Origin of the sequence: Paraburkholderia terrae, from assembly GCF_002902925.1 — a bacterium.
Classification (GTDB): domain Bacteria; phylum Pseudomonadota; class Gammaproteobacteria; order Burkholderiales; family Burkholderiaceae; genus Paraburkholderia; species Paraburkholderia terrae.
Map to the genome: position 1 here is coordinate 140,336 of NZ_CP026112.1, position 25,823 is coordinate 166,158.

The window sequence follows — 25,823 nt, forward strand, 5'->3', positions numbered from 1 at the left end:
TTCAATCCGCCGCGATATCCGCGCCGATTTCGCGCGCCGCCTGTCGAAGCGCGCGCGCGATCGGTCCGTCCCAGTTCACATCGATCGTGCCGCTCGGCCCGATCACCGTCAGCGCGAGACATAACTGCCCGTGGGCATCGAGCACGGGCGCGGCAAGACTGCTGATGCCGGGGCTCGGCGCATCGATACCTCGTTCGATGTCACGCTCGCGGATCCCCGTGAGCGTCACGTCGAATGCTTTGCGTTCTGAAGGCGCAACGATATCGCTCGCTCCGCCCGACTGGTTCGCCCACATCGTCTGCAATGTCTCGGGCGCGAGGTACGCGCAGAACAAGCGCCCCGTCGACGTCGCAGGCAACGACATCACGGTGCCCACATGCAGGTTCACATGCAGCGGAAACCCCGCATGCTCGTATCGGACGATGGTCGGGCCTTGCGGTCCCACGGTGCAGATCGCGACGCTGAACCCGATCTCTTCGGCGAGCGCCGCGACGCGCGGCACGGCGGCGCGAAACGCAGGCTGGTTCGCCAACTGCATTAGACCGAGCCGCAACGACAGCGGCCCCGGCTCGTAGCGCCCCGAAAGTTCATCGCGCTTGATGAGACCAAGCCGCGTGAGGCTCACCAGATACGCATGCGCCTGGCCGGGTGCGATGTCGGCGCTCGCGGCGAGATCGGACAGCGCGAGCGGCGCGCGTGCTCTCGCGAGCGCATGCAGCAGCCGTCCGCCGACCTCGACGCTCTGGATACCGCGCTGCTGCTTGCCCGAGCCCGTCGTCTCGTCGTCTTTTGCCGTCTTCGCCATGCCGCTCACGTCGCCTGTCTGTATCGAAAAAAGGTCCATGTTAAACGAACGCCAACCTTCGCCCCGTTCGATCCGGGAAACGCCCAGGGTATACGAGAAATTAGCGTATAGCGATACGTTTCGCTATTGACAAATAATCAGCAGAGTCTAAGATGAAATCACTCCGGCCTAATAGTCGCCGGACATCATTCCAATCAGACTGGACGAGACACCTCACCATCGCTGCGCCAGCGTGCGCCGCGTCTCGCCCGTCGCCCCTCAATCAACGGAGACGAGCATGGCCAAGGCATTCGCATCGCAAGCCGACCTCGAAGAAAAGAAGATCACGTGGACGCAACTGTCCGAGAACGCGTATGCGTACACGGCGGAAGGCGACCCGAACTCGGGCGTCGTGATCGGCGACGACGGCGTGCTGATCGTCGACACCACCGCGACGCCAGCAATGGCGCAAGACCTGATCGCGAAGATCCGCAGCGTGACCGACAAGCCGATCAAATACGTCGTGCTGTCGCACTATCACGCGGTGCGCGTGCTGGGCGCATCGGCGTATTTCGAGGAAGGCGCGCAGCAGATCATCGCGAGCCGCGGCACGTATGAAATGATCGTCGAGCGCGGCGAGGCCGACATGAAGTCGGAGATCGAGCGCTTTCCGCGTCTCTTCGCGGGCGTCGAAACGGTGCCGGGCCTCACGTGGCCGACGCTCGTGTTCGAGAAAGAAATCACGCTGTTTCTCGGCAAGCTCGAAGTGCGCATCGCGCATCTGGGCGCGGGCCACACGAAGGGCGATACCGTCGTGTGGCTGCCGTCGCAGAAGGTGCTGTTCTCGGGCGACCTGGTCGAATATGACGCCGCCTGTTATTGCGGCGACGCGCAACTCGAACAGTGGCCCGCCACGCTCGAAGCGCTGCGTGCGCTGAACGCCAACCAGCTCGTGCCGGGCCGCGGCCCCGCGCTGACCACGCCGGAAGACGTGAACAAGGGCCTCGACTATACGAAGGACTTCGTCACGACGCTGCTGCAAAGCGGCCGCGAAGCCGTTGCCGACAAGCTCGATTTGAAAGCCGCGATGGCGCACACGCGCAAGTCGATGGACCCGAAGTTCGGCCATGTCTTCATCTACGAGCATTGCCTGCCGTTCGATGTATCGCGCGCTTATGACGAAGCGAGCGGCATCACGCATCCGCGTATCTGGACCGCACAGCGCGACAAGGACATGTGGGACGCGCTGCAGGCGTGATGACGCAGCAATAGCACAGCGCAGATGGACGGAGACAGCAGAATGAGCAGCATCAACTATCAGACCTTGTCGTTCGAATACCGGCGCTGCGCGGAGCAGGATGCGGCAGCGGCGCGGCATCCGGTGATTGTCGTCGGCGCGGGGCCCGTCGGTCTCGCAACGGCGATCGATCTCGCGCAGCAAGGCATCCCCGTCGTGCTCGTCGACGACGATTGTTCGCTCGCCACAGGTTCGCGTGCAATCTGTTTTTCGAAGCGTTCGCTCGATATTTTCGACCGCCTCGGATGCGGTGACCGCATGGTCGACAAGGGCATCAGCTGGAACGTCGGCAAGGTGTTCCTGCAGGACGAGATGGTGTACACGTTCAATCTGCTGCCGGAGGCGGGGCATCATCGGCCTGCGTTCATCAATCTGCAGCAGTACTACGTCGAAGGCTTTCTGCTCGAACGCGCGCAGTCGCTGCCGAATATCGACATCCGCTGGAAGAGCAAGGTGGTCGGCTTGCAGCAGCACGGCGAGCCGGGTTCCGCCGATGCATCCGTCACGCTCACCGTCGAGACGCCCGACGGCGAGTACGCGTTGTGCGGCCGCTATGTGGTCGCCGCCGACGGCTCGCGCAGCCCGATCCGCAACATGATGGGCCTCGACAGCAAAGGCCGCGTTTTCAAGGACCGTTTCCTGATCGCCGACGTGAAGATGGAAGCGGAGTTTCCGAGCGAGCGCTGGTTCTGGTTCGATCCGCCGTTTCATCCGAATCAATCGGTGCTGTTGCATCGGCAGCCGGATAACGTGTGGCGTATCGACTTTCAACTCGGCTGGGACGCGGACCCTGCGCTGGAAAAAACGCCCGAACGCGTGCTGCCGCGCGTGCGCGCGCTGCTCGGGCCGGACGTCAAATTCGAGCTGGAATGGGTCAGCGTCTATACGTTCTCGTGTCTGCGCATGGAGCGCTTCCGGCATGGCAACGTGCTGTTCGTCGGCGATGCCGCGCATCTGGTTTCGCCGTTCGGCGCGCGCGGCGCGAATAGCGGCTTTCAGGATGCGGAGAACGTCGCGTGGAAACTCGCGATGGTGCTGGACGGCCGCGCGCCCGATGCGTTGCTCGACACCTATGCAAGCGAACGCGAATACGCCGCCGACGAGAACATTCGCAACTCGACGCGCTCGACGGATTTCATTACGCCCAAGTCGCCCGTCAGCCGTACGTTCCGCGATGCTGTATTGAAGCTTGCGCGAAAGCATCCGTTTGCGCGTCAGCTCGCTAACAGCGGGCGGCTTTCGGTGCCCGCCGTGCTGCGCGATTCGGCACTCAACTCGGCCGATAACGACGGCTTCGAAGGCAAGATGGTGCCGGGCGCTTCGTGCGTGGATGCACCTGTTTTATCGAATGGCGCGCCCGCGTGGCTGCTTGCGCAACTCGGCAATGCGTTCACGGGCATCGTCTTTTGCGGCAAGGATGGTATCGACGCGGCGACGCAACGCGCGTTGAAGACGCTGCAGACAGGTTCGATTCCGTTCAGGGTGGTTGTCGTTGCATCGCACGGCATTCGCCATGCCACGCATGACCTCGAAGATGCCGTCGTGCTCGAAGACGCGGAAGGTCTCGCATGGTCGCGTTATGACGCCACGCCGGGCACGTTCTATCTGATTCGTCCGGACCAGCACGTGTGCGCGCGCTGGCGCACGTTCGACGCAACGCAAGTCGACGCGGCGCTCAAGCGGGCGTTGTGCGTGGAAGGCGTTGCCTGAACGCAGTAGCGCACATCGATACGATAAAAGTTGGAGACAAACGTGGCACTCATCACGCAACTCAATCTGACGCAGCCCGACGACTTCTACGAAGCGCTGATCGACATGCACCGCGATTTCGACGAAGCGCAAAGCCAGGCCGCAAATGCGCAGCTGATTCTGCTGCTCGCGAATCACATAGGCGATTACGCGACGCTGATGGAAGCGATCCGATATGCGCGCGAAGGCGTCGATCAGCCGAATCCATCCGCCGCGCAGCACACGGCTGACGCGCCGCGCGTCGCCGCCTGATCCCTCGATGCGGCTCGCCCGTTAAACGAAGCGCGAACCGTCTTCCCTGACAACACGGCGCAACAGACGCCGGACCCAATGGGTCCGATGGACCCGCATTGCCTGGAGATCTTGATGAGTCAGTCAATCACGCATGCCTATGAGCCCGGCGAACCCGCCGCCGCGTTTCAGGACGACACCGCGCTGTATCGCAAGGTCACGTTGCGGATCGTGCCGTTTCTGTTTCTCTGCTATGTCATCTCGTTTCTCGATCGCATCAACATCGGCTTCGCGCAGTTGCAGATGAAGCACGACCTCGGCTTCAGCGATGCGATGTACGGACTCGGCGCGGCCGTCTTCTATATCGGCTATGTGCTGTGCGAAGTGCCGAGCAACCTGCTGCTCGCGCGATTCGGCGCGCGCCGTACGTTCACGCGGATCATGCTGCTGTGGGGCGTTGCGTCGGTGTGCATGATGTTCGTGTCGCAGGCTTCGCATTTCTATCTGCTGCGCTTCATGCTCGGCGTGTTCGAAGCGGGCTTCTTTCCCGGCATCGTGCTGTATCTGACGTACTGGTATCCGGCGCGTCGGCGTGCTGTGATCCTGTCGATCTTCTTCGCAGGCGTCGCGGTGGCGGGCGTGCTCGGTGGCCTTATCTCCGGATGGATCATGCGCGACATGGCGGGCGTGATGGGCCTGTACGGATGGCAATGGATGTTCGCCATCGAAGGCGCGCCGGCTGTCGTGCTGGGTCTGCTTGCGGCATTCTGGCTGGTCGACGGCCCGCAACATGCAACGTGGCTCACGCAGCAGGAAAAGACGCATCTGATCGAGCAGCGCGACGCAGAGCATCGGCCCGCGAACTCGCATTCGTCGCGCGCGTTCATGGACGCCTTGCGCAACCCGCGTGTTTATCTGTTCGCGTTCATCTATTTCTCGTTGACGTGCGCATCGCTGACGCTCAACTTCTGGATGCCGCTGATGATCCGCGACTTCGGCGTTCACGACGTGCTGTGGATCAGTTTGTACACGGTGATTCCGAATGCGATCGGCGCGGTTGGCCTGATTCTGATCGCGCGACATTCGGATCGTCATGGCGAGCGGCGCAAGCATTTCGCGGCGTGTACGATCGGCGGCGGTATCGCGCTTTCGCTGTTGACGCTGCATTTGAGCAGCTTTGCCGCGATGCTCGGGATTCTTTCGATAGCCGCCGTGCTGATCTTCGCCGCGCTGCCGATCTTCTGGACGGTGCCGTCCGGTTATCTGTCGGGCAAGGCTGCGGCGGCTGGAATTGCGTTGATCAGCAGCATTGGGATTACGAGCGGCATCGTGAGCCCGTGGGTGATTGGTCTCATCAAGACGCATACGGGCAGCATGGATAACGCGCTGTATCTGCTGACGGCTTTGCTGTTCATGAGCGGTATTGCACTGTTGCGCGGGGTGCCGGAGAAGCGGGTCGTGGGGTAGAACCACGGCACCTCCATGTCAATGTTCATGCGGCTCGCCGCGAGCGCGCTCGCGATGTTATCTGTCGACGAGTGCGAACGCGTGGGCCGATTCCATCGTCGTCACGACGCGATCTGCTTTGCCGCTATGCGTTCGACGTTATCTGCGACCGGAATCTTGACCGAAGGCGTCAACAATTCAGTGCATTTCAAGCAACTAACCGTCCGTCGGCGCGACGCCAACAGATGTATGCCTCGCTTACGGGGCTCCTTGCCCATCATTTAACGTAGAGACGATTGCCATCAGTGCGCGAGGAAATCTGCTCAATCAGCTCGCTATCTGCTCAATCAGCTCACTATCTGCTCAAAACTCGTCATATCTGCTCATTCCATGGACGCGTAGGCAGGCACTTCAGTCACCCGAACGCTCTTCGGCCAAGACGATGCCCGGCGGTCGAGACCTAGGGGCATCTTGGGCAATGACGCGGACTTCATCAACACGCCCGGGGAAGGGCTGGCCAGCCGCCCAGCCCAATCCCCGCAAGGCTATGCGCCCTGCATCGCCCGATCTCGCGACTTCGCAAAAAACCATCCGTCAAGCATAAATGTCACCAAAAAATAATAAGAATAGTCGGATATATGATTGAGAATGATTCGCGTTTACGTTAGATTCGCTTCCATCTGACCGATAGCGACATGGAGACGATTCGATGGCTGAATCAATGGCGAGGTTTGCAGCACGGATCGACCGTCATCCGGCGGCGTTCGCACAAGGCGCACTGGACGACATCGATTGCGAGCCGTCCGAAGCGCACGCAAGCTCAAGCGAAGCGCGCGGCTGCGAAGGACTGCTGCTTGACGTGCTGATCGAAAACCGCCGCTCGCTGATCCAGCTTGCGCGGTCGTTCGTCGGTTGTTCGAGCCGTGCCGAGGACGTGGTCCACGACGTATTCATCAAGCTCACGGGCTTTTCGAACCAGGACGACGTGCGGCAGCCGCTCGCCTACGTGGCGCGCATGGTGCGCAACGCATCGATCGACGCGTGCCGCCGTCAGTCGCTCGAAAACACGTGGCACGCCTGCGAGGAAGATGGGCTCGATGTGCCATCGCCCGAACCGTCGCCCGAGTCCGTGCTCGTCACACGCGACTCGCTGCGCCACGCGTTCGACGCGCTCGCGCAATTGCCCGAGCGCACACGCAGCGCCTTCGAGCGCGTGCGTCTGCGCGAAGAGACCTTGCAGGAAACCGCCCGCGCCTTGAACGTTTCGCAGACGCTCGTGCATTTCATGGTTCGCGACGCCGCGAAGCATTGCGCGGACTGCATGCACGCGGGCGCGCAAAACGTCGCGTATGCAAAGACGGCGGGTCGCAGTAAAAAAAGCTGCGCGTCGAACGTCAAGCAGATGACGGCCTCGTGAATTCACGAAGGCAAACGTTCAACTGCATCTCACCTGATACGCAAGCAGACACGACATGACCCAGAACACGCATCAAGACGCACAGGACGACGTTCAATACACGGTCGTCATCAACGACGAAGAACAGTATTCGATCTGGCCGACGTTCCGCGACGTGCCCGCCGGTTGGCGCGAAGTCGGCGTGCGCGGAGCGAAAGCCGCGTGCCTCGAACATATCGAAAGCGTGTGGACCGACATGCGCCCCGCGAGCCTGCGCCGTCACATGGACGCCGCGCCGAACACGCGCTGAGCCTTACGCTGCCGCCCTGCAACAGCAGAGCGCAGCAAAGATTCTCGCGCGCCACGAGCGCGCCGCGCGAGACCGTTCTTCGAGCCACGCCGACGCGTTATCAACGCATGATCGGCGCGGCCCGCCACTGAGGACACGTCATGACAGCGTCTCTCCCGACCCTCGACGACCTGCGCATCGAGCCCGGCCTGCCGACCATCGTTTCGCCGCGCATCGACGGGTCATTCACGCTCGAAGCCGCCGCGCCGCTGTTGCGCGACATCGCGAACAACTGCATCGAGCGCGCCGGCGGCGTGCTGTTCACGGGCTTCGCCGTGCCGTCGATCGACACGTTCCAGCAGTTCGCCGCCTCGTTCGGCTCGCCGCTGATCGGCTATGAATTCGCGTCGACGCCGCGCAGCCAGGTCGAAGGCGCCGTGTACACGTCGACGGAATATCCGCCGCATCGCTCGATACCGCTGCACAACGAGCAGTCGTACACGCGCGAATGGCCCATGCGCATCTGGTTCCATTGCGCGCTCGCCGCGCGTTCCGGCGGCGCGACGCCGATTGCCGACAGCCGCGCGATCTATCGTGCGCTCGACCCCGCGTTGATCGAACGCTTCGCGCGACGCGAACTGCTGTACGTGCGCAACTTCGGCCAGGGACTCGATCTGCCTTGGCAACAGTCGTTCGGCACCGAAGACCCGCGCGCCGTCGATGCGATGTGCGCGGCGCGCGGCATCGATTGCGAATGGCGCGAGGACGACGACGGCGAACCGCTGCTGCGCACGCGAGAGCTTTGCCAGGCGGTCGCTGTGCATCCGCGCACGGGCGAGCGCGTGTGGTTCAACCAGGCGCATCTGTTCCATCTGTCCGCGCTCGATGAAGACATGCAGGAAGCGCTCGTCGATGCAGTGGGCCTCGACAACGTGCCGCGCAACGTCTATTACGGCGACGGCGCGCCGCTCGAAGCGGACGCGCTCGCGGAGATTCGCGGCGTGCTGGACCAACAGCGCATCGTGTTTCCGTGGACGGGCGGCGATGTGGTGATGCTCGACAACATGTTGACGGCACATGCACGCGATCCGTTCGAAGGCCCGCGCAAGGTCGTCGTCGCGATGGCGGAAAGCTACAGCGTCCCGGCAAACGCGCGACTGCCAAGAACATTCGCCACCGCTACATGATCCAATGAAAAGCAGTTCCAACCTCGCATTGTCGGCGCGTTCGCTGACGGTGGGATATCGCGATCACGTCGTGATCGATTCGCTCGACATCGACATTCGCGTGAATCGCGTGACCGCGCTGTGCGGGCCGAACGGTTGCGGCAAGAGCACGCTGCTGCGCTCGCTCGCGGGCTTGCAGCCCACGCTGGCGGGCGAGGTGACGGTCGCGGGTAAGGCGCTCGCGTCGTATCGGCGGCGCGATCTCGCGCGCACGCTGACGATGCTCTCGCAGTTCAACCAGATTCCCGCCGGTCTTTCCGTGCGCGATCTGGTCGCGTATGGACGCTACGCGCACGGTGGCTGGATGCGCGGCTTGTCGAAGGAAGATCGCGCGGCGATCGACGACGCGCTCGCGGCAGCCGGTATCGCCGACGATGCCGCGCGCGATGTCGCCGCGCTCTCAGGCGGCGAGCGCCAGCGCGCGTGGATCGCGATGGCGCTCGCGCAACGCGCGCCCATCGTGTTGCTCGACGAGCCGACCACGTATCTCGACATACATCACCAGCTCGACATTCTCAGCGAACTGCGCCGGTTGAATCGCGAGCGCGGTCTGACGATCGTCTGGGTGCTGCACGATCTGAATCAGGCCGCCGCATACAGCGATGAAATCGTGTTGATGCGCGCGGGCCGCATCGTCGCGCAAGGCACGCCGGACGCGATCATCGACCCGCAGCATCTCGAAGCGACCTTCGGCGTGCCGATGCTGCGCATCGCGCATCCGCAGACAGGCGCGCCGATGTGCGTGCCCGCGCATGCCGAAAGCGACGAACTGGCAAGCGCGTCCGACGACAAGGGCCTTGCCGCATGACCACGCTTGCCGCAAGAAAACGCATGCAGCGCGCGCAAACACGCGCGCTGCCGCGCTGGCGCGAGGCACAGCATAGCCGCGTCGGCGTGTTGACGTGTACGCTGCTCGCGTTGATCGTGATCGTCGCCGCGTTGCGCCTCGCCCCGGATCTGTCGATGCTGCTGCACGCCGCAACGTCGAATGCAGCGCATGACACCGACGAACACGCGCTCGCGCATGTGCTGCTGTTCAATCTGCATTTGCCGCGCGTGCTGGCCGCATTGGTGGCGGGTGGATGCCTTGGTGTGTCGGGTGCGCTGTTCCAGTCGCTGACGCGCAATCCGCTCGCGTCGCCGGATCTGCTTGGCATCACGGGCGGCGCGCAGCTCGGCCTGCTCGCCGCGATGCTGATACCGGCGTTGGCGGGCACGGCTTCCGTGCCGCTGCTGTTCGGCTGCGGCCTGGTCGCCGCCGCGTGCGTCGCCGCGGCAGCGGGCGGCTGGCGCGCGACGCCGTTGCGCATGGTGCTCGCGGGCAGTGTCTGCATGTTGCTGTTCTCGGCCATCTCGACGCTCACGCTCGCGTTCTTCGAGCAAAGCATCGCGGGCGTCGCGCTGTGGGCGAGCGGCAGTCTTTATCAACCGGGCGCGGACGGACTGGTTACCGCGGTGCTGTGGCTGCTGCTGCCGCTCGCGGCGCTGCCCTTCGTCGTGCGTCCGCTCGACCCCATCGCGCTCGGCGACGACGCCGCGCTTGCCGTCGGCGTACGCGTCGATGCAGCGCGCTTTTATGCGCTGCTCGTCGCGATCGGCTTCGCGAGCGTCGCGGTGAGCGTTGCAGGGCCGATGTCGTATGTCGGGCTGATCGCGCCGAATCTGTTGCGTCATCTGCGCGGCTCGCGCTCGACGCGACTTGCCGCGCTCGCGCCGTTGTCCGCGCTGGTCGGCGCGCTGCTCGTACTCGCAACCGATAGCGCCGTGCTCGCGCTCGATCTGGACGGCACGCTGTCGACGGGCGTGGCAATCGCGGTCGTCGGCACGCCGCTGATGCTCGCGATGATCCGTCACGGCGGCGCATGGACCTCGGCGCTTACGCAAGCTGCCGACGCGCCCGCGCAATCGGCGCGCGGCCGTTTCGCTACATGGATCACGGGACATTCTCCGCTTGGCGCTGGTTTGATCGTCATTGCCGTTGCGGCCATTTCGATCTATACCGCAGGCACGTTGGGCGAGACCACGCTCGATCCGTCGCGCTGGCTCGCCGCATTGAACGGCGGCGACAGCGTCGCGCGCATGCTGCTCGATCTGCGTTTGCCGCGCGTGGTGTGCGCGTTGCTTGCGGGCGCGATGCTCGCGGCCAGCGGCGTGCTGATGCAAAGCGTCGTGCGCAATCCGCTTGCCGGGCCGGAAGTGCTCGGTGTTACGCAAGGCGCTTCACTCGCGACGCTCGTCGCCTTGCTGTTCTGGCCGCTCGCCGCGCACGCGACGATTGCGGCGTCGTCGCTGATCGGCGGCGGCGTCACGCTCGTCGCGATTCTCGCGCTGAACCGGCGCATGCGTTATGCGCCGCTTGCGGTCGCGTTGACGGGACTGGTCGTCGGCACGCTGTGGACGACGCTCGCGCAATGGGTGATCGTGCAGGAAAGCGTGCAGCCCGCGCGCTTCGTCGTGTGGCTGGTGGGCGGCACCTACGGACGCAGCTGGAGCGATGTGCTTGCGCTGTTGCCGTGGTGCGCGGTCGCGTTGCCTGCATTCGTGCTGCTGGCGCGTCCGCTCGATCTGCTCGCACTCGGCGACGATCAGGCCGCGTCGCTCGGTTTGCCCGTCGCGCTGCTGCGTCCGCTTGCGCTGACGGTGGCGACTATCGCCGCTTGCGCGGCCGTTGCGGCTGTCGGGCCGATCGGCTTTGTCGGATTGATGGCGCCGCATCTGGCGGCCTTGCTGGGGGCGCGTGCGCATCGGGTGCGCTTGTGGCTCGCGGCGACCTGTGGCGCTGCGGTTCTCGCCGCTGCCGATATCGGCGCGCGCACGCTGCTCGCGCCGCGCGAAATTCCTGCGGGCGTGCTGACGGCACTGATCGGCGCGCCGTATCTGCTCGCGTTGCTGATCGTACAGGCAAGGCGCGAACGCAAGCGCGGACGGTGAACATGTCCTCTGCTGCAAAACCGTTTGCGTCGCTCGTTGCCGATTCGCCGTTCGCCACGTATGTCGAACGCGTGTGGCTCGGCGTGCCCGCTGAAACTTCAAACACCGGCGACGCCGCGCAAGTGCGCGTGCCGCTCACGCAACTCGCGACGCAGCGCGAAGCGATCCTCGATGCAATGCTCTTGCGCTACGGCGGCGATCCCGAACGTCATGCGCGCGCGCTGCTGTCGCAGTGGAGCAAATACTATTTTGGTCTCGCGGTGCCTGCTGCGCTGGTGTCCGCGCTCGTCTTTCAGAGACCGCTCGACATGAACCCCGCGCGCTGCGTGCTGTTGCTGCGCGAAGGCATGCCCGAAGCGCTGTATCTGCCGCACGATGCGCTCGATGACTCGACCGACGATCCCGCGCGCCGTTACGCGTCGTTGATCGATGAACATCTGCGCGGCGTGATCGACGTGCTCGCGAGCATGACGAAGATAGCGCCGCGCGTGCTATGGAGCAACGTCGGCAATCTGCTGGACACGTTCTTTGAGCAATGCGCGGCCATGCCGGGCGCGGCCCGCGACGCCGCGTGGATGTTCGAATCGTGCGCGCTGTTCGGTGGCGACGAGCCGAACCCGCTACGCGTGCCCGTGCGTAACGTCACGCCGCGCTCGGCGCTGCTGCCTGCGCCGTTTCGCGCGCGACGTGTCTGCTGCGTGCGCTATGAAATACCTGGAGAAGATCAACTGTGTGCGAGTTGTCCGCTATTACTCACGATGAGCGACGAAGACCTCGCGCGGCAAGAGGCAATACGATGAAGCAGATGCTGCGCGCGACCGTATGCGCCGCGTGCCTGGCGTTCGCCTGTTCCGCGAGCGCGGCAGGCGTGACACCAGCGCCTCGCGACACGGCCGCGCTCGCGTGCATGCCGCTGTCCGCGAATCCCACTGTGACGCAGGCGAGCGACGCGTTGCCCGCGCATCCGAAGCGTATCGTCGTACTCGAATTCCTCTTCGCTGAAGCGCTCCTTTCGCTCGATGTCACTCCTGCGGGCATGGTCGACACCGCGTATTACCCGTCGTGGATCGGCTATGACGTCGAGCGCATGCAGTCGGTGCCCGACGTCGGCACGCGCCAGGAGCCGAGCCTCGAAGCGATTGCCGCGCTCAAGCCCGACCTGATCATCGGCGTCGGCTTCCGGCATGCGCCGATTTTTGGCGCGCTGAAAACGATCGCGCCGACCGTACTGTTCCAGTTCAGCCCCGAGATGAAGCTCGACGGCGCGCAGGCGACGCAGCTCGAATGGGCGCGCAGGATCTTCGATACGATTGGTTGCATCACGGGGCGCACGGTGCAGGCGCAAGCCATCGAACGGCAGCTCGACGAAGGCCTTGCACGCGATGCAAAGCGGCTCGCCGATGCGGGCCGTACGCATGTCGATTTCGCGTTGTTGCAGGAGCTGGGTTTGCCCGACCGGTACTGGGCCTATACGAGCAACAGCATGGCGGGCGGTGTCGCGAAGAAGCTCGGCGTGACGCTATGGCCTTCGAAGCCGACTCGCGAAGGTACGACCTATCTGACGTCGGAAGATTTCTTGAAACGTCCGCAGACGAGTGTGTTGCTGACGAGCGCAACTGGCCCGGAAGTGAAGCTGGAGGCGAAGCTCGATTCGCCGGTTTGGCGGTTTGTGCCTGCGCGGCGTGAAGGACGCGTGACCTTGGTCGAACGTAATGTGTGGGGGTTTGGTGGGCCGATGTCGGCGTTGAAGTTGTCGCATGCGATGACGGATGCGTTGCTTTTGCTGCCGGCGGCGGCTTTGCAATCGGAAGCTTCCGCTTCGCGGTGATGGTGTTGGTGGTTTGGTTTTGGTTTTGCTTTTCGCTGGCATCCGCGATTTGTTAGCGTGCTTCACACGTCGCCCCTGTGCGGGGCGGCACCTACTTTTCTTTGCCGCCGCAAAGAAAAGTAGGCAAAAGAAAGCGGCTAACACCGCCAGCTCGTGTATTTGCCTGAGGGCCCCCACAGGGTCTTACACTTCACACGGCAATCACGTGACCCACGCGCGTTGCCAGCGCTCTGAATCAGCGCCTCATCCGCTTCACGCACCCACAATCCAGTATGCCGCGCCAGACAGTCCACGGCCGCCCAGGTGGCAAACTGTGTGTCGGCTTCCTGTGCTTCGCACGCGTCACTTCGGACCGATTGCGCATGCGTTCCACCCTGTAAGAGCGCTAACGTACACGTCGCGACAACCTACACACAGTTTGCCACCTAGGCGGCACATACCGTTCGCTGTCGCTGGCCCGTGCAGAAGCATTCGAAGCGGGTGAGGCATTCATTCAAAGCGTTGGCAACAAGCACGAACAGAAAGGCTGCCGTGTGAAGCGTGGGGACGTTGGGGGCCCGTGGATAGAGGTCAAGTGTTGGCGGTGTTAGCCGCTTTCTTTTGCCTACTTTTCTTTGCGGCGGCAAAGAAAAGTAGGTGCCGCCCCGCACAGGGGCGACGCGTGAACAGCAAACACCGTAACGCGGATGCCAGCGCAAATGCCCGACAATCCCACCAGCGTCGCAGACAAAGTAGGTTCCGCCCCGCACAGGGGCAACGCGTGAAGCACGAAGACATAACGCGGATGCCAGCGCAAATGCCCGACAATCCCGCCAGCGTCGCAGACAAAGTAGGTGCCCGCCCCGCACCGGGGCGACGCTTGAAGCACAAAGACATAACGCGGATGCCAGCGAAAAGCCCAGAACACCAAACGGCGACGCCCGCGCCGCGCAGGCACAACACGGATGCCACCAAAAGCAAAAAGCAAACCCCAACCTTCAGCCCGCATCAATCCTGCTCTGCCGCACATCCCCCTGAACGTACGGCACACGTACTGTGCCATTTCCAGCAACTGCACGTGGCACACCGTGCGTTTCATTAACGATTGCGCCGTTATCCAGCTTCAGCACGCGATCGGCAAGCGGAAAGTAACGGTCATCATGCGTAATCACGACGACCGTCTTGCCGCGCCCACGCAACTCCGGCAACAGTTGCTCATAGAACACAGCCTTGAACGACGGGTCCTGATCCGCCGCCCATTCATCGAACAGATAGAACGGACGATCCTCCAGATACGCAACGACCAGCGCAAGGCGCTTGCGCTGCCCCGTCGACAGCGCGCGAGTCGAGAACGTGCCATTTTCAACACTAACCTTGTGATCGAGCGCAAGCTTGGCGATCAGTGCATTGGCGCGGGCATCGGCGGCGGCGCGGGCGCCGTCGTTCGTGTCGTCGGGATCGACGATGCCGAGCAGCGTGTCGAACAGATGAAAGTCGTTGAACACCGTCGAGAAGCGCTCGCGATAGGCGGGCCGCGTGTCCCGCGTGACTGGCGAGCCATCCACTTCGATAACGCCGCCTTCCGGCTCATACAGACCCGTCAGCACCTTCGCGAGCGTCGTCTTGCCGCTGCCGTTGCCGCCGACGATGAACACCAGCTCGCCCGGCTTGAACGTCAGATCGATCGGTCCGATGCGGAACATGCGCTCGTCGCGCTCGTGGAAGTACGCGTGCGTGATACCGCGCAGCGTGAACGTGTCAAACGCGGCGGCCTGAGCGCCGCCGGAAACGGCTGCCGGCAAGGCCGCCGCCGCGTGATGCGGTTCCTCGAACTCGGCGAGCACGCGCTCGATGCGCTCAAGCGACACACGCGCCGCGTTGACGGTCGGCAGATTGTTCAGCAGCCCATCGAGCGGCACCAGCATGAACAGGAACACGATCACATAACCAGCGGCCGCTTGCGCGTCGGCATGCACGCCGATGGACGGCAGGAAAGTCGCCGCGCCCAGGAACACATAGAACAGAAAGATGATCCAGCCCACGCCGATCGCATAGGCCACGAACGCGCGGCGCCGATGGTCGCGCACTTCGTTGATCGCAGCACCGAGTTGTCCTTCGACGAATTGCCGCGCGCGCTCGCGATGCAACTTCAGTTCCTTCGCACCCGCGAACAGCGAGCCGAGGTAATCGAACAGTCTGTCTTGCGCGCTGCCCGCCGCTTCGAGCGACGCGATCGCGCGAATATCGCCGACGCGATAACCCAGCGAGCCGACGACGATCGCGCTGAGCGCCAGCACGCAAACGGGCCACGACAGCCACGCGAGATACGCAAGGCAGCCCGCGACGATCGAGCCGTGCATGACGATGTTCGGCAGCGCGAAGAACAGCATCGACACGTTGGTGGCGTCGTCGGTGAGGATCGATTGCACGGGCGCCGCGCCGACACGCTCGACGTCGCGCAACTCGGCAGCCGCGACGCGCGCGGAAACATGCTCGCGCATGCGGCCCATCGTGTCCTGCGAAAGCCCCGCGAACAGCACGCCCGAAACGATGCGTGCGATCAGCGCGACCAGCGCGCACGCGGCGAAACGCAACGCGAGCGGAAGATCTGCAGCGGTGGGCGCGCTCAGCGCTCGGTTGAGCGTCGCGACCAGCAGCACGCTCGATACGCCATTCGCAATGCATGCGACCAGCGCGAGCGCAAGCGCGCCGCGCGAGCGTCGTAATAGCGACAACAGCAGACGGGTAGCGGGTTTGTTCGGGCGATCCGAACCATTCACGGGCGGTGCGTTGGAAGCAGTCATCGAAAGCGGGCGTGAGAGTGAAGGCGCGCAGAGCGCATGAAGGGTCATCAATCGAATAGACGTTTGGGCATCGAAAAACTTTAGTTAAATCGCCGCGAGCGCGAGCAATCAAGGACTCCGCAGAATTTATTCCACCAAAGGGGTAAATTTTTTTTCGCGCGATTCGTCACCTGTGTGAAGCCGCTGAAATTGGGACCGGGACAAACCGCTTCCCGATGCAGCGGCATAGCGGCCTTGCCGAAGGACTTCACACGAATGACGACTTTTCCGACTGCCTTGCATCAGCGACTGTGCGAACTCGCGCGCAGTACACCCAACGCACCCGCGCTCGCCGCGTTTTCGCCGCATACCGTGCGCCTGTCGCGCGGCGAACTCGACGCTCGCGCGTCGCACGTCGCAGCGGTGTTGCGCGCGCGTGGCGTGGGTGCGGAAGTGCGGGTGGGCGTGTGCATCGACAGGTCGTGCGATCTGTTCGTCGCGTTGCTCGCCGTGCTGAAGGCGGGCGGCGTGTTCGTGCCGCTCGATCCGCGTCATCCCGCGCAACGTCTCGACTGGATGGCGCGCGACGCGGGTCTGCGGCATGGCATCGTCACGCGCGCTGCGGACGCAACGATGCGCGCCAGGTTCGAGCACTGCATCGAAGTGGATGCGATCGACAGCACGCAAGCCGTTACATTCGACGATGCGCAGGTTCATCCACGTTCGGCTGCGTACATGATCTACACGTCGGGTTCGACGGGTACGCCGAAAGCCGTGATCGTCGAGCATGGTCCGCTTGCCGCGCATTGCGATGCCGTGATCGATGCTTATCCGATGACGGACGCGGACCGCGTGCTGCATTTCGCTTCCGTGAATTTCGATCTCGCGCACGAGTATTGGCTCGCGCCGCTTGCCGCAGGCGCGAGCATCGCGATCACCGCGCCCGGCACGGTCGCGCCCGACGATGCACGTGCGTTGGTCGAGCAGGAGCGCGTGACGATCGCCGCGTTTCCGCCTGCCTATCTGCGTGAATTCGCGCAAGCCGCGCGACGTCATGGCGTGCCCGCTGCATTGCGCGTGCTCGCGTTCGGAGGCGAAGCGATGCCCGGCGATGTATTCGCCGATATCAGGCAAACGTTTAACGACGTGCGTTTGATCAACGGCTATGGTCCGACGGAGACCGTGATCTCGCCGATGCTCTGGCCACTCGATGCTCAAGCTGCCTTCAGCGACACGTCTTGCGCATCGTTGCCGATCGGCAGGCCGATTGGATTGCGCACGGCTCGCGTCAGCACGCCGGGATCGGCTGATGGCGCGTCGATCGGCGATGGATCGACAGGCGAGCTGCTGCTGGGTGGCGCATGTCTCGCGCGCGGCTATCACGGACGCGCGGCGCAAACGGCCGAGCGGTTCATCCCCGATGCGGACGGCGCGCCAGGCTCGCGCGTGTATCGCACCGGCGATCTCGCACGTCTGCGCGCGGACGGCGCTTATGACTACATGGGCCGCATCGACGATCAGGTGCAGATTCGTGGCGTGCGCGTCGAGCCCGGCGAGATCGCACAATGTCTGCGTTCGCATTCCGGTGTGCGCGATGCGGCTATGCTCGTTGAACAGAGTGCAACGCGCGTGCAGTTGACCGCCTGTGTCGTGATTGAAAGCGCAGCTGATGAAAGCGCGTTGCGCGAGCATCTGTTGCGGCACTTGCCGGAAGCCTGGCAGCCGCATCGCTTTGCGCTGCTCGATGCACTGCCTTATACGCTGAATGGCAAGCTGGATCGCGAGTTGCTGCGCGCACGCGTTGCGTCGCAAACGGCGGTTGTGTCGTATCGCGAGCCGCAAGGCAAAACGGCGCGCAAGCTCGCTGCGATCTGGCAGGCGATCCTGGGCGGCGAACCTGTTGGCCTGGATGACAGCTTCCATGCGCGCGGCGGCGACTCGATTGCGATCATGCGCTTGCAAGCCGCGATCCGCGCGGAACTGCGCGTGAATCTGCGGTTGGATGCGCTGTTCACAGATCGCTCGCTCGAACAACTCGCGGCGATCGTCGATGCGAGCGAAGTGGAAGACCTTACGCAGCCGCTTCCATTGAAAGCGGCCGCGCGAAGCACGACGGAGACCGATTACACGGACTATCGCGCGTCATTTGCACAGCAGCGTTTCTGGGTGCTCGCGCAAACGCGCGACGCTGGCGACGCTTATCACATCGCGGCGCACTGGAACATTCGCGGTTCGATCGATCGCGCGTTTCTGGAAAACGCGCTCGCGCAAGTGATCGTGCGTCACGAAGCGTGGCGAACGACGCTGCACGAAGACGACAACGGCATCGTGATGCAGCGCGTTCATGCGCGCATCGCCGTGTCTGTTGATCAAAGTGATCTGCGCGGCACCGCGCTTGAGTCACGCAAGGCACGCGCAAGCGAACTCGCCGACGAACACGCGACGCGACCTTTCGATCTGCAACACGGCCCGTTGCTGCGCGCATCGCTCGTTACGCTCGCTGATGACGAGCATTGCCTGATGTTGACGGCGCATCACGCGATCAGCGACGGCTGGTCGTCGCGTTGCGCGTTCGCTGAACTGGCGGAAGCCTACGCTGCGTTGTCGGAAAACCGCGCCGCTGCATTGCCCATGCTCACCGCGCAATACGCGGACTTCGCGCAATGGCAGCGCGAATGGCTCGACGGCGCCGAACGCGAGCGGCAACTCGGCTATTGGCGCGACACGTTGAAAGATGCACCCGCGCCGCTCGCCTTGCCCATCGATTGCACAGTACCCGCAGAGCGCACGCTCATCGGCAAGCGCGCTTCGCGGCGTCTCGATCAGCATGTATCGGCGGCAGTGCGCGATCTCGCAAGCGGCGCGCACGCATCGACATTCATCGTGCTGCTGACGGCATTGCACGCATGGCTGCATCGGCTGACGGCTGCGACGGATGTCGTGATTGCCGCGCCTGTCGCCAACCGTCAGCGCGCCGAAGTGGCGAATCTGCTCGGACTTTTCATCAACACCTTGGCGTTGCGCGCACGCGTGTCGCCACACGCGCCGTTCAATGCGTTGCTCGCGCAAGTGCGCGACACGACGCTCGGCGCATACGCAAACCAGGACATCCCGTTCGATCAGGTGATCGATGCCGTCAGGCCGCCCGTGCGGCGCGGCGAAGAATGGCTGCGCGTGAAGTTCGCGCAGCAATTCGTGTTCGATGAACTCGTCGCGTTGCCGGGTGCCGTCGCAACGTTGACGCCCGGCCCCGACAACGCGGCGCGCTTCGACTTCGCGCTGGATTTCACCGACGACGCGCGCGGTATCGAACTGGTCGCGGCATGGGCGACGGATTGCATCGACGATGCGACCGCGCAGGCATGGCTCGACAGTTTCGTTGCGCTTCTGACGGATAGCGTGGCGAATCCTGCGTTGGCTGTCAGTTCGCTCGCTTGTGCCGAGCCTCGCAGCAACCTGCTGCAAGGCCGCGCGCAGACGTTCGAGTTCGCTGATGTCGTTGCGGCGTTCACATATCACGCGAATGCAACGCCAAAGCAGATCGCCGTCACGGACGCGCAACGCCAACTCACATTCGAGGAGCTCGACCACGCTTCGTCGCGTGCCGCCCGCGCGTTGATCGAACACGGCGCAGGCGCGGAACGGGCTGTTGCGCTGTGCATCGACCGCTCTGTCGATTTCGTCGTCGCGTTGCTCGCCGTCTTGAAGTCGGGCGCGATGGCCGTGCCGCTTGATCCCGCGGCGCCGCGTGAGCGTATCGAAGCGTCGATCGCCGCATGTGACGCACGCTGCGTGATCGTGGCAACCAATGCATCACAGATCGAAACCAAAGCGCCTGTCCTGTCGCTCGATACGTTGATCGACACACACAGCGAAGCCGCATGCGCTTCCGTTGCGCCCGAACAGGCCGCTTACCTGATCTACACATCGGGTTCGACGGGCGCGCCGAAGGGTGTCGTCGTTTCGCATCGCGCGCTTGCCGACTACGTGCAGGGCATGCTCGACGAGCTGAAGTTCGTGCCCGGCGCGAGCATGGCGATGGTGTCGACAGTTGCCGCCGATCTCGGCCATACCACACTGTTCGGCGCATTGTGCTCGGGCCGCACGCTGCATCTGCTGCCGAAAGAAGCCGCGTTCGATCCCGATCGCTTTGCCTCGACGATGCGCGAGCGTGGCGTCGGCGTGTTGAAGATCGTGCCGAGCCATCTGCATGCGCTGCTCGAAGCGCAACAGCCCGCCGATGTTCTGCCGTCGCACGCGCTGGTGCTGGGCGGTGAGCCGCTGCCGTGGACGCTGATCGAACGGATCACGTCGTTGCGGCCTGCGTGCCGCGTGATCAATCACTATGGCCCGACGGAAGCGACCGTCGGTGCGCTCACGTTCGACGCGACCGCGAACATGAGCGGCGCGAGCGCATCGGCAGGCGTACCCACGGGACGTCCGTTGCCGAACTCGCGCGCGTTCGTGCTCGATGCGAACGGCGCGCCCGTTCCTGTGGGTGGAATCGGCGAACTGTATCTGGGCGGACCGGGCGTTGCGCGCGGCTATCTGGGCCGCGCCTCCGCGACTGCGGAGCGTTTCGTGCCGGACGCAAGCGGTACGCGCATGTACCGCACGGGCGACCGCGTGCGCCTGCGCGCGGACGGCGCGATCGACTATCTGGGCCGTCTCGACGATCAGGTGAAGATTCGCGGCTATCGCGTCGAGCCCGGCGAAGTGAGCGCGACGTTGCGCGCGCTCGACGGCGTCAGGCAGGCGGAAACACTGGCAATCCATGAAGATGGCCGCGCGCGCCTCGCGTCGTTCGTCGTTGTGCAAGGTGCGAGCGATGAAGCATCGCTGCGTGCGCAACTCGCCGCGCGACTGCCCGACTACATGGTGCCCGCGACGTTGACGCTGTGCGACGCCTTCCCCGTCACCCCGAACGGCAAGATCGACCGTGCGAAGCTGCGCAAGCTTGCGCAACAGCCTGTCGTGCAATCGGCAAGCGAAGCACCGCTCGAAGGCACAGAGCGAATTCTCGTGGACGTATGGAAAGAAGTGCTGCGTGCGGAGCGCGTGGGCCGCGACGACAACTTCTTCGAACTGGGCGGCGATTCGATTCTCGCGTTGCAGGTGATCGCGCGTTCGCGCAAACGCGGCGTGCGCTTCACGCCGAAGCAACTGTTCGACAAGCCGACCGTCGCGCAACTGGCGCAAGTCGCACAAGCGGTTGCCGTCGCCGAGCCGAAAGCGGAAACGCGCGCTGTTTCAAAACCGGATGCCTCGCATGTCGCGTTGACACCCGCGCAGCAGCGCTTTTTCGAGTTGACGATTCCCGTGCGTCACCACTGGAATCAGGCCATCGAACTGCATGCGACCGAACGCTTCGATCTCGACGCATTCGCGCAGGCATTTGACGCGGTGCTCGCACATCACGACGCATTCCGCCTGCGCTTCACACAAGACGCGTCCTCTTCGTGGAGCGCGCGCTACGCCGACAAGCCGTTCGACACGCTGCCCCTCGTCGCCATTGAAGCCCGCGACGAGCACGACGCGCTCGCGCAATTCGACGAGTTGCAGCGTAGCTTCGATCTCGCGCGCGGTCCGCTTGCGGGCGCGCTCGTCGCGATGCTGCCCGATGGCACGCCGCGCGTGTGGATCGCGGTTCACCATCTGATCGTCGATGGCGTGTCGTGGCGCGTGCTGCTCGAAGACCTCGATGCCGCCTACGTCGCGGCACGCGAGCGGCGTGCCATCAGGCTCGCGGCGCAAGGCGCGCATGCGTCGGACTGGGCGCAACGTCTCGCCAGCAATGCAGCGGCGCTTTTCAGCAAAGAACTGCCGTACTGGACCTCGATGCAGCACGCGAACGCCGCCGTGCCGTTCGACAATCCGCAAGGCACGGCGACCAATGCCGACGCATGCACGGTCGAATGGACGATCGACGCCACGCTCACGCAGACGCTGCTCACCGATGCGAACGCCGCATGGCGTACGCAAACGATCGATCTGCTCGTCGCTGCGCTCGCTCACACGCTGGGCGCAAGTGTCGAAGCGAATTCGCTGCTGATCGAACTCGAAGGGCACGGACGCGAAGCGCTGTTCGAAGACTTCGACGCGAGCCGCTCGATCGGCTGGTTGACGAGCCACTATCCTGTCGCCCTGCCCATCAGCGCATCGAGCACCGACACGCTGACAGCCGTAAAGGACGCATTGCGCGCGGTACCGAACAAGGGTGTCGGCTTCGGCGTGCTGCGCTATCTCGCCGATGACGCGACGCGAACGAAGCTTGCCGCGCTGCCGCGTCCGCGCGTGACTTTTAATTACCTGGGCCAGTTCGGCGAAACATCGACCGAGCGCGCGCTGAACGCACGCTTCGGAGGCGCAGGCTGCGAGCGCGATCCAGCCGGGCCGATGTCGAATGCACTGGCGATTCACGCGCATATCGACGGCGCGCGCAAGCTCAAGGTGCATTGGGTCTATAGCGCGGCGATGTTCGAGGCCGGCACGGTCGAAAAACTTGCGCGCACATTCGAAAGCACGCTGCGCGATATCGCGGCGCGCTGCATCGAACGCGTGTCGAAGCGCGGTGCGAGCGCCACGCCCGCTGACTTTCCGCTTGCGCAGCGCACGGGTCTCTCGCAGCCGATGCTCGAGCGCCTCGACCTCGATTTGCGCACCGTCGACGATATCTATCCGCTGTCGCCAATGCAGCAGGGCATTCTGTTCCACTCGCTGTATGCGCCTGACCGCACCACGTACGTCAATCAACTCGTCGCGACGCTGACGTCGCCGGATATAGCGCGTGTGACGGACGCATTCAATCGCGTCGTGCCGCAACACGACATCTTGCGCACGAGCTTCTGGCATGACGCCGACGTGCCGCTGCAGATCGTGCATCGTCAGGCGAAGTTGCCCGTCGCCGTGCTCGACTGGCGTGGCCGCGATGCGCAAGACGCGAACTTCGAGCAATGGCTGACGAAAGATCGTGCGCAAGGCTTTGATCTGTCGCAAGCGCCGCTAATGCGCGTGACGCTTGTCCGCCTCACCGACGACGAATGGCGTCTCGTGTGGACGCGTCATCACTTGCTGCTCGACGGCTGGAGCACGGCGCGCATGTTTGCCGACGTGTTGCGCGATTACATGAGCGAGCGCCGCGCGTTTTCGTTCGGCCAGGCGGCACGGCTGCGTTACCGCGATTTCATTGCATGGCTCGATGCGCGCGATCACGATGCCGACAAGGCATTCTGGCTCGAACGACTCGCCGGTTTCGACGAACCGACGCTGGTCGCGCCGAACGTGTCGCCGGAGCCGACCGCCTCTGTGCCGCATGAGGTCTGGCGCGCGCAGTTCGATGCCGCCACGACCGCAAAGCTGACCGCACTCGCGCGCAGCCTCAGGCTGACCGTGAATACGCTGGTGCAGGGCGCGTGGGCGCTCGCGTTGCAGCGCATGACCCATCACGCGACGGTCGCATTCGGCGCGACCGTCGCGGGCAGGCCCGATGCGCTGCCCGACGTCGACAGCGTGCTTGGCCTTTTCATCAATACATTGCCCGTCATCGCCACGCCTGCGCCGCAGCGGCGCATCGCCGACTGGCTCGCGGACCTGCAACGCGACAACGCGGCCAATGCCGAGCACGCGCATACACCGCTCTTCGACATACAACGCTGGGCCGGACAGGGCGGCGGCGCGATGTTCGACACACTGGTGGTGTTCGAAAACTATCCCGTCGATCCGGCTTGGTCGGCGAACGACGAACGCGCGCTGCGTCTGTCGGACATTCACAGCGTCGAATCGACGGATCTGGCCGTCACGCTGGTCGTTCAGGCCGGCGACACGCTGACGATCGACTACGGCTACGACACGGCGCGTATCGACGAAGCGCGCGTGCGGACGCTGCATCGCGCGTTCAATGCCAGCATTGAAGCGTTCATCGCCGATCCACATGCGCTGCTGGGTAGCGTGTCGATCGCGACACGCGACGAATACGCGCAACTCGCGCGCCTTAACGATACCGCGCACACGTGGCGCGATGAACAACAACTGGCGCTTCATCGTCAGTTCGAACGGCATGCTGCTGCGACGCCAAATGCGATCGCGCTGGACTTCATCGACGCCAACGGAACACGCGCGCACATCACGTATGCCGAACTCGATGACCGCGCGAACCGCGTGGCCGCTGCATTGCTGAATGCAGGCGTCAAGGCGGACAGCGTAGTAGCGCTATGCGTCGAGCGTTCAGTCGAAATGGTGGTCGCGCTGTTCGGCGTGTTGAAAGCGGGTGCCGCGTATCTGCCCGTCGATCCCGACTATCCCGCCGATCGCATCGCGTATCTGCTCGACGATGCGCAGCCCGCCGTCGTATTGACTCAACGGGCGCTGCATGCACGCGTTGTCGCTTCGATCCGCAGCGACAGCGCGCATGTGCTGTGCGTCGAAGAACTCGATGCGAACGCCGCGCTCGAAGCGCCCATCGCCGTCGAGTCCGATCAGCTTGCGTATCTGATCTACACATCGGGCTCGACAGGCAAGCCGAAGGGCGCGGGCAATACGCATCGCGCGCTCGCGAACCGGATCGCGTGGATGCAGGACGCGTATCGTCTGACGCCGCAGGATGTCGTGATGCACAAGACGCCATTCGGCTTCGACGTTTCAGTGTGGGAATTCGTGTGGCCGTTGTCGGCCGGCGCGACGCTGGCCATCGCCGCACCAGGCGATCATCGCGACCCCGCACGCCTCGCGTCCGCGATCGCGACCTTTGGCGTAACGACACTGCATTTCGTACCGTCGATGCTTGGCGCGTTCCTCGGCCATCTGAAGGACTTCGATGCCGCCGCGCAATGCACGAGCATCGCGCGGATCGTGGCCAGCGGCGAGGCGCTGTCGCCCGAACTCGTGGCGCGCGCGCGCGTGCTGCTGCCGCAAGCGCAATTGCACAACCTGTACGGCCCGACGGAGGCCGCGATCGACGTATCGCACTGGACCTGCACGGAGGCCGATGCACAGGCCGTCGCAGTCCCCATCGGCAAGCCGATTGCAAACATCCAACTGCATGCGCTCGATGCGTCGCTGCATCCGTTGCCCGCAGGCGCAATCGGTGAACTGTATCTGGGCGGCGTCGGGCTTGCGCGTGGTTATCTTGGGCGCGCCGCGCTGACGGCAGAGCGCTTCATCCCCGATCCGTTCACGCCGGGCGCGCGTCTCTATCGCACGGGCGATCTCGTGTCCCGGCGCGCGGACGGCGTGCTCGACTATCTCGGCCGGGCCGATCAGCAGGTCAAGTTGCGCGGCTTGCGTATCGAGCCGGGCGAAATCGAAGCGCTGTTGCGCGCTGCGCCCGGCGTGCATGACGCCGTCGTAATCGTGCGCGATGAGCAGTTGATCGGCTATGTCGCGCGACGCGCCGAAGAAGCGTTCGACCAAGCGGCGCTGTTCGCGGCGTTGAACGCACAGTTGCCTGCCTACATGGTGCCCGCGCATGTGATCGAACTCGACGCGCTGCCCGTCACGCCGAACGGCAAGTGCGACCGCAACGCATTGCCTGCGCCGTCGCTACAAACAGCAGAAGTGGCCGAACCGCAGACCGACACCGAGCGCGAACTCGCCGCGATCTGGACACGCGTGCTGCGCATCGACGCAAGCCACGCGATCGGCCGCGACGCTGACTTCTTCGCGCTAGGCGGACATTCGCTGCTTGCGACGCAGGCGAACGCGCAAATCAATCTGCACTGGTCGCTCGCGCTGCCGCTGCGCACGCTGTTCGATGCCCGCACGCTGTCGCGTTGCGCGGCTGCCATCGACGCGGCGCTCGAAGCGCGCGGCGCTCACTCACTCGACGACGCAGCGCGCGCGATCGACGCGCTGCTCGGTGAACTCGAAGCGCAATGAGGAACGATCGA

At 64.0% G+C, this 25,823-nt stretch carries 14 protein-coding genes; 12 read left to right on the forward strand and 2 right to left on the reverse strand.

Annotated elements, in window-relative coordinates; all coding sequences use genetic code 11:
• Position 1: 1 nt before the first annotated feature.
• Entirely contained in the window at positions 2–844 is an 843-nt protein-coding gene (locus tag C2L65_RS16830; protein ID WP_042304278.1) for an IclR family transcriptional regulator, read from the reverse strand.
• 238 nt (positions 845–1,082) lie between these two features.
• Here C2L65_RS16830 and C2L65_RS16835 point away from each other — a divergent pair, with 238 nt between their 5' ends.
• The 11 genes from C2L65_RS16835 to C2L65_RS16885 all read left to right on the forward strand — a co-directional run bounded on the left by C2L65_RS16835 (position 1,083) and on the right by C2L65_RS16885 (position 13,177).
• Positions 1,083–2,042 (forward strand): MBL fold metallo-hydrolase, encoded by a 960-nt coding sequence (locus C2L65_RS16835; protein WP_042304277.1) that lies wholly within the window; start codon positions 1,083–1,085, stop codon positions 2,040–2,042.
• A gap of 42 nt (positions 2,043–2,084) precedes the next feature.
• A complete protein-coding gene (locus C2L65_RS16840; protein WP_042304276.1) occupies positions 2,085–3,791 on the forward strand; it encodes an FAD-dependent oxidoreductase in 1,707 nt (568 codons plus the stop codon).
• Positions 3,792–3,833: 42 nt separating this feature from the next.
• Positions 3,834–4,082 (forward strand): DUF2783 domain-containing protein, encoded by a 249-nt coding sequence (locus tag C2L65_RS16845; RefSeq protein WP_007577998.1) that lies wholly within the window; start codon positions 3,834–3,836, stop codon positions 4,080–4,082.
• 114 nt (positions 4,083–4,196) lie between these two features.
• Positions 4,197–5,528, forward strand: a complete 1,332-nt coding sequence (locus tag C2L65_RS16850) for an MFS transporter (RefSeq protein WP_042304309.1) — start codon at positions 4,197–4,199, stop codon at positions 5,526–5,528.
• Between the two features lie 688 nt (positions 5,529–6,216).
• On the forward strand, positions 6,217–6,924 hold the full coding sequence (locus C2L65_RS16855; protein WP_042304275.1) for an RNA polymerase factor sigma-70: 708 nt from the start codon (positions 6,217–6,219) through the stop codon (positions 6,922–6,924).
• A 55-nt stretch (positions 6,925–6,979) separates the two neighbouring features.
• Positions 6,980–7,213 carry an MbtH family protein gene (locus tag C2L65_RS16860; RefSeq protein ID WP_042304274.1) on the forward strand — a complete coding sequence of 78 codons (234 nt, stop codon included), beginning with the start codon at positions 6,980–6,982 and terminating at the stop codon, positions 7,211–7,213.
• A gap of 140 nt (positions 7,214–7,353) precedes the next feature.
• The gene (locus C2L65_RS16865; protein ID WP_042304273.1) at positions 7,354–8,379 is read left to right on the forward strand and encodes a TauD/TfdA family dioxygenase; all 1,026 of its coding nucleotides are present in this window, start codon (positions 7,354–7,356) and stop codon (positions 8,377–8,379) included.
• Between the two features lie 4 nt (positions 8,380–8,383).
• The gene (locus C2L65_RS16870; RefSeq protein WP_042304272.1) at positions 8,384–9,226 is read left to right on the forward strand and encodes an ABC transporter ATP-binding protein; all 843 of its coding nucleotides are present in this window, start codon (positions 8,384–8,386) and stop codon (positions 9,224–9,226) included.
• Complete coding sequence (gene fhuB, locus C2L65_RS16875; RefSeq protein WP_042304271.1) at positions 9,223–11,349, forward strand: Fe(3+)-hydroxamate ABC transporter permease FhuB; 2,127 nt, start codon at positions 9,223–9,225, stop codon at positions 11,347–11,349. Before C2L65_RS16870 ends, fhuB begins: the two co-directional genes overlap by 4 nt.
• Before the next feature lie 2 nt (positions 11,350–11,351).
• Complete coding sequence (gene fhuF / locus C2L65_RS16880) at positions 11,352–12,149, forward strand: siderophore-iron reductase FhuF (protein ID WP_042304270.1); 798 nt, start codon at positions 11,352–11,354, stop codon at positions 12,147–12,149.
• Positions 12,146–13,177 (forward strand): ABC transporter substrate-binding protein, encoded by a 1,032-nt coding sequence (locus C2L65_RS16885; protein ID WP_042304269.1) that lies wholly within the window; start codon positions 12,146–12,148, stop codon positions 13,175–13,177. The genes fhuF and C2L65_RS16885 overlap by 4 nt, the downstream gene beginning before the upstream one ends.
• A 977-nt stretch (positions 13,178–14,154) precedes the next feature.
• Here the strand turns inward: C2L65_RS16885 and C2L65_RS16890 are convergent.
• Positions 14,155–15,960, reverse strand: a complete 1,806-nt coding sequence (locus tag C2L65_RS16890) for a cyclic peptide export ABC transporter (protein WP_042304268.1) — start codon at positions 15,958–15,960, stop codon at positions 14,155–14,157.
• Positions 15,961–16,215: 255 nt separating this feature from the next.
• Between C2L65_RS16890 and C2L65_RS16895 the strand changes: the two genes are divergently transcribed.
• Positions 16,216–25,812, forward strand: coding sequence for a non-ribosomal peptide synthetase (locus tag C2L65_RS16895; RefSeq protein WP_042304267.1), 9,597 nt, complete (start codon positions 16,216–16,218; stop codon positions 25,810–25,812).
• The last annotated feature ends 11 nt before the right edge of the window (positions 25,813–25,823 follow it).

Bases quoted from the DNA above. Each gene is read 5' to 3' on its own strand.
- C2L65_RS16855 (WP_042304275.1), top strand. From the start codon at position 6,217: ATGGCTGAATCAATGGCGAGGTTTGCAGCACGGATCGACCGTCATCCG.
- C2L65_RS16830 (WP_042304278.1), bottom strand. From the start codon at position 844: ATGGACCTTTTTTCGATACAGACAGGCGACGTGAGCGGCATGGCGAAG.
- C2L65_RS16890 (WP_042304268.1), bottom strand. From the start codon at position 15,960: ATGACTGCTTCCAACGCACCGCCCGTGAATGGTTCGGATCGCCCGAAC.
- C2L65_RS16840 (WP_042304276.1), top strand. From the start codon at position 2,085: ATGAGCAGCATCAACTATCAGACCTTGTCGTTCGAATACCGGCGCTGC.
- C2L65_RS16860 (WP_042304274.1), top strand. From the start codon at position 6,980: ATGACCCAGAACACGCATCAAGACGCACAGGACGACGTTCAATACACG.
- C2L65_RS16865 (WP_042304273.1), top strand. From the start codon at position 7,354: ATGACAGCGTCTCTCCCGACCCTCGACGACCTGCGCATCGAGCCCGGC.
- C2L65_RS16895 (WP_042304267.1), top strand. From the start codon at position 16,216: ATGACGACTTTTCCGACTGCCTTGCATCAGCGACTGTGCGAACTCGCG.
- fhuB (WP_042304271.1), top strand. From the start codon at position 9,223: ATGACCACGCTTGCCGCAAGAAAACGCATGCAGCGCGCGCAAACACGC.
- C2L65_RS16870 (WP_042304272.1), top strand. From the start codon at position 8,384: ATGAAAAGCAGTTCCAACCTCGCATTGTCGGCGCGTTCGCTGACGGTG.
- C2L65_RS16850 (WP_042304309.1), top strand. From the start codon at position 4,197: ATGAGTCAGTCAATCACGCATGCCTATGAGCCCGGCGAACCCGCCGCC.
- C2L65_RS16835 (WP_042304277.1), top strand. From the start codon at position 1,083: ATGGCCAAGGCATTCGCATCGCAAGCCGACCTCGAAGAAAAGAAGATC.
- C2L65_RS16885 (WP_042304269.1), top strand. From the start codon at position 12,146: ATGAAGCAGATGCTGCGCGCGACCGTATGCGCCGCGTGCCTGGCGTTC.
- fhuF (WP_042304270.1), top strand. From the start codon at position 11,352: ATGTCCTCTGCTGCAAAACCGTTTGCGTCGCTCGTTGCCGATTCGCCG.